This window comes from Pseudogracilibacillus sp. SO30301A, from assembly GCF_037072025.1.
In the GTDB taxonomy this organism is placed as follows: Bacteria; Bacillota; Bacilli; order Bacillales; family Amphibacillaceae; genus Pseudogracilibacillus.
This window is the reverse complement of record NZ_JAXHDD010000017.1, coordinates 59,790-76,164: the sequence shown is the minus strand read 5'-3', so window position 1 is coordinate 76,164 and position 16,375 is coordinate 59,790. Positions and strand designations below refer to the sequence as shown.

At 34.3% G+C, this 16,375-nt stretch carries 16 protein-coding genes; 9 read left to right on the top strand and 7 right to left on the bottom strand.

Going from position 1 to position 16,375, the window contains the following annotated elements:
- Positions 1–188, top strand: a 188-nt coding sequence (locus SPD89_RS10520) for a hypothetical protein (RefSeq protein WP_336261903.1), incomplete at its 5' end; no start/stop codon positions are given.
- Between the two features lie 639 nt (positions 189–827).
- Here the strand turns inward: SPD89_RS10520 and SPD89_RS10515 are convergent.
- The 3 genes from SPD89_RS10515 to SPD89_RS10505 are packed head-to-tail and all read right to left on the bottom strand — an operon-like array spanning position 828 to position 3,241.
- Positions 828–1,562 (bottom strand): ABC transporter permease, encoded by a 735-nt coding sequence (locus tag SPD89_RS10515; RefSeq protein ID WP_336261902.1) that lies wholly within the window; start codon positions 1,560–1,562, stop codon positions 828–830.
- A gap of 12 nt (positions 1,563–1,574) precedes the next feature.
- Complete coding sequence (locus tag SPD89_RS10510) at positions 1,575–2,333, bottom strand: ABC transporter permease (protein ID WP_336261901.1); 759 nt, start codon at positions 2,331–2,333, stop codon at positions 1,575–1,577.
- Entirely contained in the window at positions 2,330–3,241 is a 912-nt protein-coding gene (locus SPD89_RS10505) for an ABC transporter ATP-binding protein (RefSeq protein WP_336261900.1), read from the bottom strand. Before SPD89_RS10505 ends, SPD89_RS10510 begins: the two co-directional genes overlap by 4 nt.
- Before the next feature lie 246 nt (positions 3,242–3,487).
- On the opposite strand from SPD89_RS10505, the gene SPD89_RS10500 reads away from it, so the two are divergent.
- Both SPD89_RS10500 and SPD89_RS10495 read left to right on the top strand, forming a co-directional pair.
- Positions 3,488–4,213, top strand: coding sequence for a response regulator transcription factor (locus tag SPD89_RS10500; RefSeq protein ID WP_336261899.1), 726 nt, complete (start codon positions 3,488–3,490; stop codon positions 4,211–4,213).
- Positions 4,210–5,628 carry a sensor histidine kinase gene (locus tag SPD89_RS10495; RefSeq protein WP_336261898.1) on the top strand — a complete coding sequence of 473 codons (1,419 nt, stop codon included), beginning with the start codon at positions 4,210–4,212 and terminating at the stop codon, positions 5,626–5,628. Before SPD89_RS10500 ends, SPD89_RS10495 begins: the two co-directional genes overlap by 4 nt.
- A 363-nt stretch (positions 5,629–5,991) precedes the next feature.
- On the opposite strand, the gene SPD89_RS10490 is transcribed toward SPD89_RS10495, so the two are convergent.
- Entirely contained in the window at positions 5,992–7,164 is a 1,173-nt protein-coding gene (locus tag SPD89_RS10490; protein ID WP_336261897.1) for an MFS transporter, read from the bottom strand.
- Entirely contained in the window at positions 7,161–7,553 is a 393-nt protein-coding gene (locus SPD89_RS10485; RefSeq protein WP_336261896.1) for a MerR family transcriptional regulator, read from the bottom strand. Before SPD89_RS10485 ends, SPD89_RS10490 begins: the two co-directional genes overlap by 4 nt.
- A 536-nt stretch (positions 7,554–8,089) precedes the next feature.
- On the opposite strand from SPD89_RS10485, the gene SPD89_RS10480 reads away from it, so the two are divergent.
- Positions 8,090–8,392 carry a helix-turn-helix domain-containing protein gene (locus SPD89_RS10480; protein ID WP_336261895.1) on the top strand — a complete coding sequence of 101 codons (303 nt, stop codon included), beginning with the start codon at positions 8,090–8,092 and terminating at the stop codon, positions 8,390–8,392.
- 466 nt (positions 8,393–8,858) lie between these two features.
- Here the strand turns inward: SPD89_RS10480 and SPD89_RS10475 are convergent, their stop codons facing one another.
- Positions 8,859–9,395 (bottom strand): dihydrofolate reductase family protein, encoded by a 537-nt coding sequence (locus tag SPD89_RS10475; protein ID WP_336261894.1) that lies wholly within the window; start codon positions 9,393–9,395, stop codon positions 8,859–8,861.
- A 106-nt stretch (positions 9,396–9,501) separates the two neighbouring features.
- Here SPD89_RS10475 and SPD89_RS10470 point away from each other — a divergent pair, with 106 nt between their 5' ends.
- Both SPD89_RS10470 and SPD89_RS10465 read left to right on the top strand, forming a co-directional pair.
- Complete coding sequence (locus SPD89_RS10470) at positions 9,502–10,461, top strand: helix-turn-helix transcriptional regulator (protein WP_336261893.1); 960 nt, start codon at positions 9,502–9,504, stop codon at positions 10,459–10,461.
- Between the two features lie 568 nt (positions 10,462–11,029).
- A complete protein-coding gene (locus SPD89_RS10465; protein ID WP_336261892.1) occupies positions 11,030–12,043 on the top strand; it encodes a DUF3231 family protein in 1,014 nt (337 codons plus the stop codon).
- A 573-nt stretch (positions 12,044–12,616) separates the two neighbouring features.
- Here the strand turns inward: SPD89_RS10465 and SPD89_RS10460 are convergent.
- The gene (locus SPD89_RS10460) at positions 12,617–12,922 is read right to left on the bottom strand and encodes a hypothetical protein (RefSeq protein ID WP_336261891.1); all 306 of its coding nucleotides are present in this window, start codon (positions 12,920–12,922) and stop codon (positions 12,617–12,619) included.
- Between the two features lie 163 nt (positions 12,923–13,085).
- Between SPD89_RS10460 and SPD89_RS23040 the strand changes: the two genes are divergently transcribed.
- The 3 genes from SPD89_RS23040 (at position 13,086) to SPD89_RS10450 (ending at position 15,986) form a co-directional block, all read left to right on the top strand.
- Entirely contained in the window at positions 13,086–13,313 is a 228-nt protein-coding gene (locus SPD89_RS23040) for a group II intron maturase-specific domain-containing protein (protein ID WP_442961119.1), read from the top strand.
- Between the two features lie 425 nt (positions 13,314–13,738).
- Complete coding sequence (locus SPD89_RS10455) at positions 13,739–14,290, top strand: LemA family protein (protein ID WP_336261890.1); 552 nt, start codon at positions 13,739–13,741, stop codon at positions 14,288–14,290.
- Between the two features lie 10 nt (positions 14,291–14,300).
- Complete coding sequence (locus tag SPD89_RS10450; RefSeq protein ID WP_336261889.1) at positions 14,301–15,986, top strand: DUF2207 family protein; 1,686 nt, start codon at positions 14,301–14,303, stop codon at positions 15,984–15,986.
- Positions 15,987–16,375: the final 389 nt, after the last annotated feature.

Genomic DNA, 16,375 nt, shown 5'->3' with positions numbered 1-16,375 from the left:
ATTATAATATACTACATGAAGTACAAATTAAAGAATTTCCAAGTGAAAGTGATACTGAAGCGTTCTATGAATTTGCATTACAGGAAAAAAGAATAGAATCGTTTTTTAATCAAGTAAAAAATCAAATGATTGACAATAATGGGTTTGAGAACAAGCAAAAAAATAATAATAAAGAATATGAAAGATGAGTCTAGTTGATACTAGTCTCTTTTTTTATTCTTATTCTGTTGCTGTTGTTTTTTATAAAAATGGTAAGTGCTGATTTTGGACAGAACTTTGATTCTCTGTTCGAACTTATTTAATCTATTCAGAGGGGATTAGTCCTGTTTGGAGCGTCGATGATCAGTCAGGTTTTCATAGAGAAATATAAAATAAAACCATGACCTTGTTATAACCGTAGTAATCCCATAGAACTTCAAACTCTTTTTTAATATGTAGAACGGTATCAAATCAGGAAAAAGTAAATAAACACGGCAGTATCCTTCTTCATACCGCCGTGTCCAAAAAAGGCGCACTCTGGGCAGTGTTCCCAAAAATAATTTCTAAACGAAGTTCTATAAACCAATCCAACAATTAAGAAAAGCGCAAGCGACCGTTCAGCAACGTACAAGCTGGGGCACTTCGCAATGAGATAAAGGGAACACGGCGAGGGACGAGCCGATGTCCGCTTATCGTAGTGGAGAAGTGTGAAGCTTGATATGGCTTAAGCGCTGGAGCTAGACAGGGCTGTTTATGTTATCAAACAGTTTCCTGCAAAAATTATATACTTTCTTATCTTGGAACAAAAGACCAAATAGAGAGTTCAGTTGAAGAGCCGTTAGATGCGATTAAAAAATATCCCGCTTCAAAAAACTCCGTAAACCATATATTAGCAAAACTATGAAGGTTCCAATAACTAATGAATAAAATAACAAGTAAGATTGAATAGGAGATTCATCTTCTGGTGACATTGCGAGCATAGGCTGCGTCCAAGGATAAATCTGTCCTAAAGGTGTGCTGGCAACAATAATAGCTGGGAGAGTAAAAACAATACTAACAGCTAATGGTATACCAAAAGTTTTAGCTCTTATGGATATAATTAATTGTAGAAGAATCAAAGGCAAGCACGCTAAAATGCCTCTAAGCAGAAACCCAAGTATTGTAAATATCGGAAGACTGCCTTCTACTCCCCTTATATAACCAAATCCTATAAACAAGATTAATAGGACTAGCATTGTAATAACTACCATTTTTACTACTGTTAGAAATTTCCCTAAAAAGACATTTGAATGTTTGATCGGTAAGGCTAATAGTTGTTTCCACCCTCCGCCAACATGTTCACTTCTACAAACAAGAGCTGTGTATATCCCAACTAGGATTGGCAATACAAAAGGACCCATAAACAACGCTACTTGTGTCCACGCTTCGATCCATGCATTATCTCCAGGTTGCATAAAGAGATCATAGTTTTTAAAGAAATTAATATAAGCTAGGAACACACCTAATAAGGGACCTATCAAGTAAAGCAACCACAACTTGGAGCGTTTTAACTTTAATCGTTCAACATATAAGACATTTTTCAAAATAATCTCTCCTTACTGGACATTCTGTTTAGCAAAATGTATGGAACCTATAAACATTAGGATGATGCCTAATAACAAATTGATGACGAGGAAGGCTGAAAAATCTGGATTAAACCCTATCCCCTCATATTGCAATATAACCGTTGATGATTGGATTGGATAGGCTAATGGTAACCATCTTGTCGTTTGAGCGGCTGCTAAAAATAGACCCATAATAGCAGAAATTGATCCAATAAGAATCGAGAAAGCCTGATTTTTAATGGTCATGGATAACCAAAATTGAAAAGCCATAATTGGTAATACTGTAATTAACATACCGTAACAATCGCCGATTAATAAGCCCCATGGAATATCCCCTTCAAATCCGAGTACCTTCCCTAGAAAAACCATGCCAATCAGAAAAATAGTAGTGGAAAGGAACAGACTAATCGTTAGCCAAATAAATTTACTTAAATAAATTTTCCCCCTTGAAATAGGCATTGAAAGGGTTTGTTTCCATCCATTTGCCTGATGTTCAATATTTGCTATCACTGATGCAGCAAGTGTAGCAGCCAATGGAAAACCAAGACCGAATAACAAATTATTGTCATACAACAAATACATCCACATGGAACCGGCACCGAACATCTCGGCCTGTTTTTCCACAAACTCAGCACGATAGGTAAGATTCACTAACTCATATGCCAAGATAAGTAACGGAATCAATAAAACAATGATCACTAACGATGAACGCTTTAATTTCAATTGATCTGCCCATAATATCTTTTTCATAAGCTTCCCTCTGTACCGGTTAATTCTAAGAAAATATCTTCTAGTGTTCTTTTCACTTCTTCAAGTCGATACACAGATATACCCGAATGAACGAGAGTAGCGTTAATATCTGAAACAAATGCCGGTTCTGTTTGGGATAACCACAAGAAATCGTTTTGTAAATCGGCCTTTAACCCTTGCTCCTTTAATATTGCATTTGCTTTCATGACATCACTAACGCCGACTTTTAATAGAGGTTTTTGTTTTTGTCTTAAGCGTTCAATCGAGTCTTGGAAAATCATTTTTCCATTATTGATTATCCCTACCTGTGTAGCCATTTGATCTATTTCACTTAACAAGTGGCTGGATACAAGGACACTCATTCCAGCCCCAGGCAATTCTTTAATCAACTCCCTAATCTCTTGGATACCAGACGGATCTAAACCATTAGTTGGCTCGTCAAGTATTAATAAATCTGGATTACTAAGCATCGCAGCGGCAATCCCTAGACGTTGCTTCATTCCAAGCGAATATTCTTTTGTTAGCCTGTTCGCAGCTTTGGTTAATCTTACAATTTCCAACACTTCATTCACACGTTTTTCTGGAAGATCTCGTAACCTACGAACCGCCTCTAAATTTTCGCGACCGGTTAAATTTCCATAGTATGTTGGGGACTCCACCAACGATCCGATCTGTTGTAAAATTTGCAGACGATTTTTTTTCAGGCTTTGCCCAAAAATTTCAATATTACCTTTTGTTGGTTTTATCAAACCTAGTAACATGCGAATTGTCGTCGTTTTCCCGGCCCCATTAGGTCCAAGGAATCCATAAATTTGTCCACGTTCAATCCGTAAATTTAGTCCATCTACAGATATGTGTTTTTTGTACTTTTTTGTTAGATCATGTGTCATTAATACTTGATCATTCATCTGTTCCTCACCTCATTTCTATCGTAAACGAAATGAATTAAACATGAATGAAACTTTACCTAAACATTTGCTTAACAATCCAATTCCGAATATTTTCCTATCTCAATTACATACTTAGAATAGATTGGGCTATGGAGTAATTACATTTTTCAGAAATCTGAACAGAATATAAATTCATTACTCAACTGGTTTTTTTTATTGATGATTAATGTACAATAATAATGAAGATAGGAAGGGGGATGAAACGTGACCTTAAAACTCGAAGATCATAATATTCTTATCGTTGATGATGATCAGCATATTTTAGATTTATTAATCACCGTATTTGAAAAAGAAGGTTTTCAAAATGTCTTAATAGCCACTACCGGAGCAGAAGCACTTTTAATGACAACAAAAAATAATCCTCACATTATATTGTTAGATGTTATGTTACCTGATATAGACGGTTTTACGCTTTGTGGCAAAATTCGTTCGGAGACAGATGTGCCTATACTGTTTCTTACAGCAAAAACAACAGATTTAGATAAGTTACAAGGGTTTAGCTTTGGAGGAGATGACTATATTACAAAGCCTTTTAATCCATTAGAAGTGGTAGCTCGCGTGAAAGCTCAGTTAAGACGTTCTATTCAAATTCCATCCCAACATACACGGAAAAAAATTTATGATTATGGTTTTTTTAATATAGATCCTAATACTGGAAGACTTATTGTTAATGGTGAACGGGTAGAGTGTCCTACTCAGGAAATGAAGCTTTTACTCTATTTCTGTGAACACCCTAACCAAATTTTAAGCAAACACCAAATTTATAAAGATGTGTGGGGAGAGTTTTATGGTGGGGATAGTACGGTGATGGTACATGTACGGCGTATACGTGAAAAAATAGAAGAAGATCCTAGTAGACCTAAATGGATAAAAACGGTTCGAGGATTAGGTTATATATTTGAAGTCGGGTCAAATGAGGAATTGTTGTGAAATTAAAAAATCGTGTCGCCTATTATTTCGTATCGCGACTTTTTTGGTTAATGCTTATTTGGGGCATATTCATCGTAATTAGTATTGTTCTATTCAGCTTCTTTCTTGGTCATAACAAAAAAGAACCCCCTCAATTAACGATTAGCAATATCGTTGAACATACGGATGTGGTTGATCAAAAGATTTCAATAAGCTCGAAGATAAAAGAGGATTTGGTAAGATACAATATGTGGATGCAAGTATTGGATGAGCAAGGTAATGAAGTCTTTTCCATTAATAAACCTAAAAGTATACCGAATCATTATGCCCCCGGGGAACTAGTGTCTGATTACTTGTATCCTGCTAAAAAGGGTTTTCAGCTATCTACATGGTATAAAACTTTAGATAACCAGGATCTAACATGGGTTTTAGGGAAACCGATGACAAGTAATAATCCCTTTCAATATTGGGTGAATAATCTATGGATTCTTTCCATCATTATCATTGGAATATTAATTGCCGTATTTTTTGGAAGACAATTAGGGGCGCCTTTACTTTACATTGTATCCTGGATTGAAAATCTATCTAGAGGAAAACATGAAGAACCTTTACACACTTGGAAATTTAATCAGAAGAAACGCTGGCGAAATAAAGCCAAATATAATACGTATAAAGAATTGACGCAGGCTCTTTCCAAGCTCACATCAACCCTTCAAAGAAACACAGAAGAACGAGCATTATTAGAAAAGACAAGGGAAGAATGGATGACAGGAGTCTCACATGATCTTAAAACTCCTTTGTCTGTTATCAAGGGATATACGGTACTACTATCTTCACATGAATATGATTGGGATCAAGACAAAGTACGTCACTTTTCTAAAATCATGGAGGAACGTGTGGAGTATATGGAACAACTAATTGAAGACTTTAACTTAACTTTTCAATTGAAAAATGATGCTATTCCGATACAACTTGTACAAAAAGACCTTGTAATTGTACTCAAAGAAATTTTGGAACAACTGAAAAGATTGCCAGAATCAAAAAATAAGGTGTTTTCATTTGAAACGAATAGGGAACAAATATTTTTTAATATGGATACGAAATATTTAAAACGAGCATTTGAAAACTTAATTGCTAATAGTATTAAACATAATCCGCCTGAAACTAAAATTAAGATCATACTTCATGAAGAACTGTCTCATCCAAGGCAAATTCGTGTTTTAATTGAAGATAATGGAGTCGGTATAAGTCAAGAAACTCTTGAACATTTATTCGACCGGTACTTCCGGGGGACGAGTGCAACTTCTAATAATTCCGGAACAGGATTAGGAATGGCAATTGCAAGGCAAATCATCATTGCTCATGGTGGAGAAATTGAGATAAATAGTAAACTTCAACTAGGAACCCAGTGTAATATTACTTTCCCAATCGATTAGGAGTAATTTAATATTAATATAGACAATTTATCTAAAAAAGCCAGAGAGTTCCTTAGTATAGGAAAACTCGGCTTTCTTTATGTCAAATTTTGCTTAAGCTTTTCAGATACGAGCCCACGTCGTATCACTACTATAATGGATTGTGCGCCAGTATTTTATGATATTTCTGCAATTAATATACAGAACAATCAAGATATACATATCATTCAAGGAACAGTAGGTTCAGCTTTTGGGTGTACTTTCATCAAGGTTCCACCAATTCTTAGACTCTAATTGGTTTCAAATAGTAAATAATTAAAACGTGATTCTATATCTTTAAGTTTCCATCAAATAAGATAGAGGGCAAAACTAAATGGTAAGATCTTAGGAAAAGGTCGATTTGGCTTTCTTATTAGCGACCCTATTAACAAAAGTAAACAGTACTAATGCAATAAGTACGAATACTCCGCTTCCTAGCCCTACATAATTCACTGAACTTATACTTATAACACCGCCTCCTATAAATGCACCTAATCCAATTCCCATGTAAAGAGCAGAGGCACTGAATGATAAAACCATTTGAGCCTGTTTAGGGTTTAAGGATATAAGAAAAGAGTTAAGAGCTGGGTTCATACCAAAACCAGGAATTCCCCACAATATTGCCACAAATGAAACCATTACAATGGCAAATGTAGATGGATTCAGTAGTGATAAAAATGAGAATGCTGCTAGTAATATGGCGAAACCTCCAAGTGATAGCTTTAATGTTTTTGGCGCACCGATCTTATCTGTAAAGTAACCGCCTACTAAATTTCCGAAAAGTGCACCTATACCAAACAACATAAGAAAGACACTAATATTCTCTACATTCGTAATACCTGTAATGATCGGGGCTATATACGTATAGGTCATGAAGCCACCAGTAGTACCAATTATGTTTACACATAATGTTAATGCAATTGTTTTATTGAAGCCTTTTAATCTTTCCCTAATACTCAGTTCTGCTTTTCTCTCCATTTTAGGTAAAAACAGTAAAATTCCTATGACAGTAATGAAAGAAATGACTGATATAAAAACAAAGGAAAAACGCCAAGTGACAGCATTTCCAATCCATGTTCCAATAGGCGCACCTAAAACTAACCCCATGGTTATTCCTGTCAATATAAATGACAATGCCTTGCCTCTCATTTTGTCAGATACTAAACTAGTAGATGTAGTCATAGCTAAAGGCGTAAATATAGCAGCAGCTAAAGCAGCTAATATTCTTGTGAAAAAGAGCATGTCAAAAGAAGTAACCATTGCAGAAAGTGCATTTGCAATGGCGAATACCAACATAGATACAACTAAAAGTGTTTTCAATGGCAAATTCATCGTTAGTGTTCCAAAAATGGGAGCCCCTATAGCATAAGCAATGGCAAATGCAGTAACCAACTGACCCGCCGCAACAATCGTAACATTCATATCGTTAGAAATATGGGGTAATAAACCGGCAATGACAAAATCATCTGTACCAATAATAAAAGTACCTATGACCAAAATGAAAATGCGGTAATTCATTTGGTATCACCGCCTTTTCCTTGAGTTTCTACATTGGTCCAAAAATTAATAAAGCTTTCTAATTCTCTTTCAACTTTTTGTAACTTATTTATTTGTTCACGAGTTTTTTCTAATTTTTCTTTATAAAGAGAAAGTGCGGTAGAAGCACAATTAGAAGAGTTACTATCTACGGGATGAGAAGATCCACAGGATATAATAGGAAAAATCTCATCTGTATTTAAACCTAATTCTAAAAAAAGTTGAACCGCTTTTATACGCTCCACATCTTTTTCGCTATATATACGATATCCATTTTCTAATCGCTTTGGATCAATTAATTTTTTTTCCTCATAATATCGAATGGACCGGATGCTAACTCCGGTTTTTGATGATAATTCGCCTATTTTCATAATAATTTGCCTCCTAAGTTACTACGTTATAGCCATATTAAAGTATTACATGGTGTGAGGGTCAATAGCGAGTCTTTAAATTCTGATGGGTCAATAATGTGTAAGTATTCTATTATTTCTAGGAATATTTTGTAATATTATTTTTTACTTTTAAAAGAGGGAACGCTAACTTTAGAATTTATTATTATTAAACTACTAATAATGTGAAGTTTTATGTTTTTGCGGTACCTTGCTGTTCTTCTAAAAGTTGAATAATCATGAGTCCAACGATAATCAATATAATTCATTAATGAATAGACGTTCCTTTTCTTTATCTTGAATCATCTAATCCTCCTTTACATGGCTCATAAGATAAAGTGTTTTCTTAAGAAGGTCTAAATCAATAATTATTATCAGAACAAAATCTTTTCATGTAACCTGAGATGTGGGTTTGTGGGGGTTACTGGTCAAGCTTTATTTTAAACCTACAGTTGACAATTTTGTTTTAATAATATATTATCATTTTATAAAATGATAATAATTTGGGGAGGAATTTAATGAAAGGAAAAGCCGATTTACTTCTTCATCCCGTGCGAATGCGAATTGTACAGCAATTGTTGCTAAACAAACCGCTGACGATCGCACAACTTGTTGAGATACTTGGAGACGTTCCTCAAGCTACGTTATATCGTCATATAAATCTTTTACTAGAAGCAAATTTAATTGAAGTGATTGAAACAAAAAAGGTGAGAGGAACAGAGGAGCGTAAATTCTCAGTCAAAATAGATAACTTACAAATTCCTGAAGACGAAATTGAAATGACCTCACAGGAAGATCATATCCGTCTTCCACAAAAATAAGACGCTTTACTTGAAACGTCTTTTGTAGGAGATATCAAATTTTTATAGTGGGTACTTTATAAAATGACTTGTATTTATTGCATTGAAATTGCATTTACTAATTAATTTTTGCTAGATTATAATCATTTATATTTTCTGAAAAGCCTTTAAAATCAACAATTTTGCTTAATATCCCGAACCCTAAAAGTAGAGCGGGAATAATTCACTGGGAGCATTTGAAGTGAAAACGTTGATCTAACAGCATTTGGCCTAATCTAAAACGGACAAAAACGTATAAAAATATTAGACTCCCTACCAAGTTATTTTTGGTAGAGAGTCTTGTTTAGCTTTAATTTTGTAGGATATTTGGATTGTCATATGTAATATTATAAAAATTTTTATTCTACAAATGTTTCAATTCGTGGTGGGAGTTTAAACAGAAAAACAGCCCCCTTATGAGAATTGTTTATTTGCTTAGCCAGATAATTTACCTTTTAACTTCATAATGCAATTCTACAAATTGATTAAATTGCCTTGTCCCTTTTAACAATAATTCTAAGTGATAATCTCCACTCTTGAATAAAGGAATCCCTTTTCCTATGAGTGTTGGGGCAATGGTTATAATGATCTCATCAACAATATTCTCTTTTAGGAAGGAATATAGCAGTTTGCCACCTCCAACCAACCAAATATTTTTCCCCTCTTGTTTCTTTAATTTGCTCACAAAATCTTGAATATCAGGGCTTATAAATTTCACCTGCTCCGTATCAGCAATTAAAGACCTTGTGAACACATAACAATTTTTATCCGCATACGGCCAGCTCTTGTCACCTTCATGCTTGATAATCCAATCGTAAGTTGTTTTCCCCATTAAAACGGTATCAATCGTGTCTAAAAACTCGGAAATGCCATTATCCCCTTCTCCCTCCACTTTAAACAACCATTCAAGTGACTCCTCTTTTGTCGCAATATACCCGTCTAAACTCGATGCAATGAATAGTACTACCTTTCGATTTTGATTCATAATCCTTCTCCTTTCCTTTTCTCTAAAATAAGTATATCGTTAAAACACGACACCTATTGTCATATAAATATAATTCATTATTATTTTCATCGAAGGGATGGATTTGATGAGAGCAGATAGATTAATAAGTATTATGATCTTGTTACAGAATAGAGGGAAAATGACTGCAAAAGAATTAGCTAATGAACTAGAGGTATCGGATAGAACCATTCTTAGAGATATGGATGCATTAACTAATGCAGGGATCCCAATTGTTTCTCAAAGAGGTAAAGAGGGGGGATGGCTTCTATTAGATAATTTTCGGAGTAAATTAAGTGGATTAAACATAGATGACATGAAATCTTTATTTCTTTTCCCTTCTGGTGAATTGCTCGAAGATTTGGGATTAAATAATCAGCTACTTGATACGAGACAAAAGCTACTTGCAGCTATCCCAGATACTTATCGGAATGAAGCGCAAGCAATGTGGGAAAGAATTTATATAGATTCGGGTACTTGGAGACAACCCAAAGAAAAAAAGGATGCTCTTAATATCGTGCAACAAGCCGTTTGGGAAAGTAAAAAGTTAAAAATTTTCTATGAACAGGCCGATGGGGAACAAAAGGAAAGGTTAATTGAGCCATTAGGATTAGTGGCCAAAGGAAATAAGTGGTACCTTGTTGCCGTAAGAAATGAAGAACTACGGAATTATAGGGTATCACGTATACAAAATGCAAAAGTTGAAGATGAAACTTTTAAAAGACCGCTTCATTTCAATTTGGCCACATACTGGGAACAATCAAAAGTAGAGTTTGTACAAAACTTACCGAAATATGATGTACAAGTAGAAATCCATACAGAAATTATTAACAGAATTAATTTTACAGGTAAGTTTGTTAAAGTTATTAAAACAGAAAATCCGACTGGTGACTGGATACCAGCAACTCTAAGATTTAATGATAAGCAAGAGGCTATAGAATTTATATTGGGATTCGCAAACAAAATAAAGGTCATTTCACCAAAAAATCTCCCAGATAAAGTCGTATCATTAGCCATGTCCGTTATTGATTTTTATAATAATGAATAAAAGACTCCTATTGAATTACACATGTTTATTTGATATGCTTCTGTCCTTGTGTTTTTTAATAATCAGGCGAAATTTTTGAAGAGATTAAATCAAACAGAACAACTTCACACTATTTTTTGATTATTTCAAAGAATCTATTGGTTTTTGTATTGTTTCTTCATAAGAGAGGTATCGTTAAATTACTTAAAATAGAAGTTTTTTTCACTGAGATTAAAACATAGCAACTTTTCTACCTCAACGATGTATGAGCATTCGGATAAAAACTGGGAAGAAACTTTAGATGTTATTAAAAGGTTAGCAGACGAATGTAAAAGCTAAAAAGAGGGGCGATCGCCCTTCTTTTTCATTTCCGCCAATACCTCATCTCATTTTAATAATCTTTCCTTACTAACAGTGAGTAGCATTTCACATGAGAGGGAGACGGGAATAAGGATATAAAGCTCAGTTTCTCTTTAAAGTATAGGGAAGATTTTAAATTTGAAGTTACAACCATGTAATCCTAAAAAATGAATATTTCTCAGATGGTGGTAAAACATACAAGTAAATATAAAGCTTGAGGAGTGATCAAATGACAACAGGACATATACCGATAACGTCATCCGAGCTTGCAACCCTTTGGATTATTTATCAAAAAAAGACCATGATGGTAAGAGTGATTGAATCTTTTTTGTCAAATAATCAAGATCCAGAAGCTATCGAAATATTGCAAACGTTTTACGAAGGTGAAAGTAATTTTGTCAATGAACTAAGAAACCTTTTTACACAAGAAGGGGCAGTAGTTCCAATTGGGTTTACAGAAAAAGATGTAAACTTTAATGCACCACAATTATTTGACGACATTTTTGAGGTCATGTATTTACGTACGATGATGAAAGTTGCTTCAGGTTTACATGCATTACATATATCGATGAGTTACCGGAAAGACATCATGGATTTACAAAGAAGGTTCTCAGCATTTGCGGAAGAGTTTTGTGAAAAAACGACACAGTTTTTGTTAAGCAAGGGGGTGCTTCCAAAATCCCCAAGTGTTACCTTGCCCAATCATGTTGAGTTTGCTAAAGGAAAGAATTATCGGGCAGGATTTAAAATCACGGGACACAAGAGATCATTAAATACAGTTGAAGTGGCTCATCTATACCAAACGATTGAATCGAATATAGACGGAATGAAATTAATGACAGGCTTTGCTCAAGTAGCTAAGAAAAAAGATATTCGGAAACACTTTTTCCGAGGTAAAGAGTTGTTTAAAACAATCATTACAAAAGCTAGCGAAATATTATTAGACAGTGATATTAATCCTCCGTCCACACCAGCAGGCAGGGTTACAGATTCAACAATGTCGCCATTTTCAGATAAGCTAATGATGTATAATACGTCCTTACTAAGTAGTTTTGGTTTAGGCAGCGGTGCTATAGGTACGACTTACAATCTAAGGAATGACGTGACTCTAAAAATGACACCATTTATTAAAGAAGTTTTGGACTTTTCACATGATGGGGGAAACCTCATGATTGAACACGGATTATTGGAAGAACCACCTCCAATGGAGGATAGAACCCAATTAGCAAAAGGACATGGGTAAATAAATACAAAAGAACGGGTAATGCTGAATTACGTTACCTTCTTTTTTAATTCACTGGGAGCATTTGAAGTGAAAACGTTGATCTAACAGCATTTGGCCTAATCTAAACGGACAAAAACGTATTAAAATATTAGACTCCCTACCAAATATTATTTTTGGTAGTGTAGATTTAATTTTGTAGGATATTTGGATTGTCAAGTGTAATATTATAAAAATTTTTATTCTACAAATGTTTCATTTCGTGGTGGAAGTTTAAAAAGAAAAACAGCCCCCTTATGAGAATTGTTCATTTGCTAAGTCAGATAATTTACCTTTTAACTTTATAATTGCAATACAACAAATTGATTACATTGTCTTGTCCCTTTTAACAATAATTCTAAGATATATACATGGGTGTAGGGTTTTAAATCGTTTATTCTATGAATGCAATATATTTATGACGTTGCGAAAGTAATATTAAGTTATATGGCAAGCAAAAGCTTGTAAGTTAATGATAACCAGGTTAATCCTAGTTACTTCCATAGGAAAAATTGGCGCTAAGAATACGTAATTGATCTTAATGGATGATCTTAATTAATCTTCCTTATATGTCCAACCTCTTAATTCATAATATTTTTTTCTTGGTGTTGCTGATACGGGATCTATATTATGCTTACGGCACCAGATGAAGTGGAAGATTATCCCTCCTAAAGTACATAACAGAACAAATATGATTGCCAAATGATCTATAAATTGATAAAGAACATAAGTTAACCCAATCACGATGAACCATTTTAAACTAAGTCTCCACCATGCTGTCTCAGTCTCAAACTTGCCAAAAATTGAAGTTCCCAATATATGAGCGATCAGAAGTATAAATAACTCCAACTCAAACCCCATAACAATTTACTCCCCCTAACATAGTTTACTTAAGGAAAAATTTTTTACCTAATGACATAATACGTCTGTTACATAATTTTGTCAATAATTAAATATAGTATATAGCTATGAAGAAAATGCGGAAGAAATCAAAGATTTTACCGAACCACGATATAAATTATTTATGGACATAAAGGATTTAGTGAAAGGCTTGAACCGTAGACTACAAGGATTCAAGAATTATTACCAATTATCTCCTTTGTCTAAAAGGTGGTTGAACCGCATCGATTGGTATGTGTTACAACGTTTAAATCCATTCAATAATAAGAAAAGAAATAAACGACATAAACATGCTTATCTTCAAGAAACAGTGAAAGAGGTTAAATTTATATTTTCACAATGTTATCAATAAAGAATTGTAACAACAAAATGAATAGGCTACAATAAAGAACATGAATCATGACGTTACAAATCTAGCAAATATTTTGTATGCTGTCGATCATGGGTTTTATGATGAGGACGTTCATTTTGACAACTATAACCGCTTTAAGTAAGGCTGTACTCATACCTGTGGAATAAAGGCATTTCAAACTGGATTATTTTTCCCTTGTCCCGATGGTTTATCAGTCTTATTTAATTGTTAATGGCGTAATAACCTTAATAGAAACGTTAGAAATTGGTATGTCAATGGAATTATTCGGCTATCAATCTATTTATTTAAATGGGTTATCGATCATTCTGTATGTAGTTCGCTTAGTGATACTTCACCGAGAGTTTAAAGAACTTTCGTGAACATAGCTGTTCGTTTTTCACAATGAATTTATGGGAGGAATTTATATGCTCATTACTGTTTTAGTTATTACCTTACTTATTGTCAGTCTTATTTTTTGGATGATATCAACGTATAACCAATTTGTCACTCTAGCGGAAAGGGTCACAAATGGTAAAGCTCAAATTGCAACGCAAATTGAGTCGAGATGGGATGCCGTTAAAAGCCTTATTCAAGCAACGAAAAAGTATTCGCGTTACGAAGTTGAAACGCTTGAATCTGTCACAGGAAAAAGAATAAGTGTTGGAAAAGAAAGTTCGATTAATGAAATGGAAAAGGACGAAACAGAGCTAAACAATGTCGTTGGTCGATTGATTGCTATTTCTGAAAATTATCCAGACTTAAAAGCTAGTGAAGTATACCGAAATACTATGGACAGTATAAATAAATATGAAGACAATGTACGTGGTGCAAGAATGATCTATAACGATGTTGTTACAAAATTTAATCGCCAACTTAAAATGTTTCCTTCCAACATGGTAGCAAAGCTGTTCAATTTTACGGAAAAAGAGTACTTTCAAGGAACAGAGACGAAACAAGAAATGCCGGGCTGGGAGTAGAGGGATTAAAATGAAAAAGTACAAATATGGAATAGCGATATGTCTTTTCTTGATTTTAGTTGGTCTAATTAACTTTGAGGAAATATATGCAGCTAAACATCAAGTGGAAAAATTACATATTCATGTATTCATCAACCAAGACGGAAGTGCAAATATAACGGAAAGAAGAGAAGCATATTTAACTGAAGGCACGGAAAACTACATGGTGATTGAAAATCTTGGAAAATCAACGATTAAAGATTTTATTGTGACAGAAAACGGCAAAACATATCAGTTTATTGATGATTGGGATCTAAAAGCATCGCAGTCTGAAAAAGCGTTTAAAAATGGAATCATTGAAACTAAGAACGGCTATGAACTAAGCTGGGGTATCGGCAGGTACGGATACCATGAGTACATTGTACAATATACGATTACAGATTTTATTAAACAATTACAAGATAGCCAAATTTTATTTTGGAGATTTGTCAATGATCAACAGAACACTCCACCTATGGAAGTTATGATCGAGATTGAAACAGAAAGTGCATTAAGTGAGGAAACTGAAAGCATATGGGGATTTGGATTCAATGGTGAGATCGATTTCCTTGATGGAAAAATTGTTGCGACCAACGATTATCCGTTAGATGAAAAAGATTATGTGACAATTCTTGTTAAATTCGCAGATGGCATGTTTACAACAGGTGACCACTTAGATAAATCCTTTGATGAAATTCAAGAAGAAGCACTTAAAGGAAGCGACTACGGGAAAGAAAACAGGCCTTTGTTCAATTTCAATTTCATAAAAATTACTTTCTTTATATTATTCGTGCTTTCCATTTACTTTTTAAATTTTTATCGACCGAGTCTTAAGCTAACAAAGAAAAAACCAAAAACATTTTTTAGACGATATCATAATGAATATTATAGGGACTATCCGTATGCAGGTGACTTTTTAGACATTTATTATCTTCTATATGTGATGGGGGTAAGTAATTTTGAAAAGTTGCTAACAGCATTTATCTTAAAGTGGATGAAAGAAGAAAAAATCATTGTCGAAACGAAAGAAGTAAGTTTCTTCAGCAAAGAACAGATAGCATCTATTAATTTCCTTGATAAAGAGATGGATACATTCTCTCACGAAGGGAAACTGTTTCATATGATGTTACTTGCGGCAGGTTCAGATAAAATTTTAACAGAAAACGAGTTTAGAATATGGACGGGAAAGAATCGAAAAAAAATAATTGCTTGGGAAAAAGATATTGTAAATGATTCATTACAAACATTAATTCATGAAGGATATGTGGAGCGACAAGAAGAGAGGAAATTCTTCATCAAACGAGAAACTTTTGAATCGACAGCGAAAGGACTAGATTTAGAGAGGAAAGTACATCTGTATGTCAATTACCTTTATGACTACTCGTTGCTGAACGAACATGAAGCGATCAACGTGAAAATTTGGGATGATATCATGGTTTGGGCGGCATTACTTGGACTGACAGATGTTGTCAGAAAACAGTTTAACAATCTTTATCCGCAGTATGAACAAGAAACATCCTATTCAGGAGGATCCCTTCACTTAACAAACTCGTTTACTCAAAGCGCATCAGAGGGTCGAGTGTCACGTGGATTAGTTAGCGGTGGCGGAGGAGGATCAACGAGCAGTGGTGGCGGCGGAGGTTCTTTTGGTGGTGGAAGCGGTGGAGGTACGAGGTAGCGGAATGAATGCCTAAAATATGATGAGAAAAAATTGGAAATAAATGTAGTCATACAAATTGAGATATCCTATTTTTAAACCGCATAGAAGGATGAAAGATTATAAACGGAGCTGAGAACCTAGTTTTATAAGGTTTTCAGCTCTATCTATTAGAGCGTGTTCAAAACTCCTATGTCTTTACAGACACCGCAATGAATGAAAATGGGGGTGTGGTGTTTAATAATTAATTACTTTGTTTATTATAGATACTACAGAGCTTGGTAATCGTACATTTCTATGACGAACACTTCTACCAGAGGAAACAACATTTTCGATGATTAGTATTCCTCGCATTAAGGGATGCCCTGGCGGAGCGTCTAGTGGAAGAAAGTATCCATAATGTCCAGATT

Excerpts from the sequence above, each read along its gene's own strand:
- SPD89_RS10510 (WP_336261901.1), bottom strand. The coding sequence starts at position 2,333 with ATGAAAAAGATATTATGGGCAGATCAATTGAAATTAAAGCGTTCATCG.
- SPD89_RS10505 (WP_336261900.1), bottom strand. The coding sequence starts at position 3,241 with ATGAATGATCAAGTATTAATGACACATGATCTAACAAAAAAGTACAAA.
- SPD89_RS10490 (WP_336261897.1), bottom strand. The coding sequence starts at position 7,164 with ATGAATTACCGCATTTTCATTTTGGTCATAGGTACTTTTATTATTGGT.
- SPD89_RS10485 (WP_336261896.1), bottom strand. The coding sequence starts at position 7,553 with ATGAAAATAGGCGAATTATCATCAAAAACCGGAGTTAGCATCCGGTCC.
- SPD89_RS10480 (WP_336261895.1), top strand. The coding sequence starts at position 8,090 with ATGAAAGGAAAAGCCGATTTACTTCTTCATCCCGTGCGAATGCGAATT.
- SPD89_RS10475 (WP_336261894.1), bottom strand. The coding sequence starts at position 9,395 with ATGAATCAAAATCGAAAGGTAGTACTATTCATTGCATCGAGTTTAGAC.
- SPD89_RS10470 (WP_336261893.1), top strand. The coding sequence starts at position 9,502 with ATGAGAGCAGATAGATTAATAAGTATTATGATCTTGTTACAGAATAGA.
- SPD89_RS10465 (WP_336261892.1), top strand. The coding sequence starts at position 11,030 with ATGACAACAGGACATATACCGATAACGTCATCCGAGCTTGCAACCCTT.
- SPD89_RS10460 (WP_336261891.1), bottom strand. The coding sequence starts at position 12,922 with ATGGGGTTTGAGTTGGAGTTATTTATACTTCTGATCGCTCATATATTG.
- SPD89_RS23040 (WP_442961119.1), top strand. The coding sequence starts at position 13,086 with ATGGACATAAAGGATTTAGTGAAAGGCTTGAACCGTAGACTACAAGGA.
- SPD89_RS10455 (WP_336261890.1), top strand. The coding sequence starts at position 13,739 with ATGCTCATTACTGTTTTAGTTATTACCTTACTTATTGTCAGTCTTATT.
- SPD89_RS10450 (WP_336261889.1), top strand. The coding sequence starts at position 14,301 with ATGAAAAAGTACAAATATGGAATAGCGATATGTCTTTTCTTGATTTTA.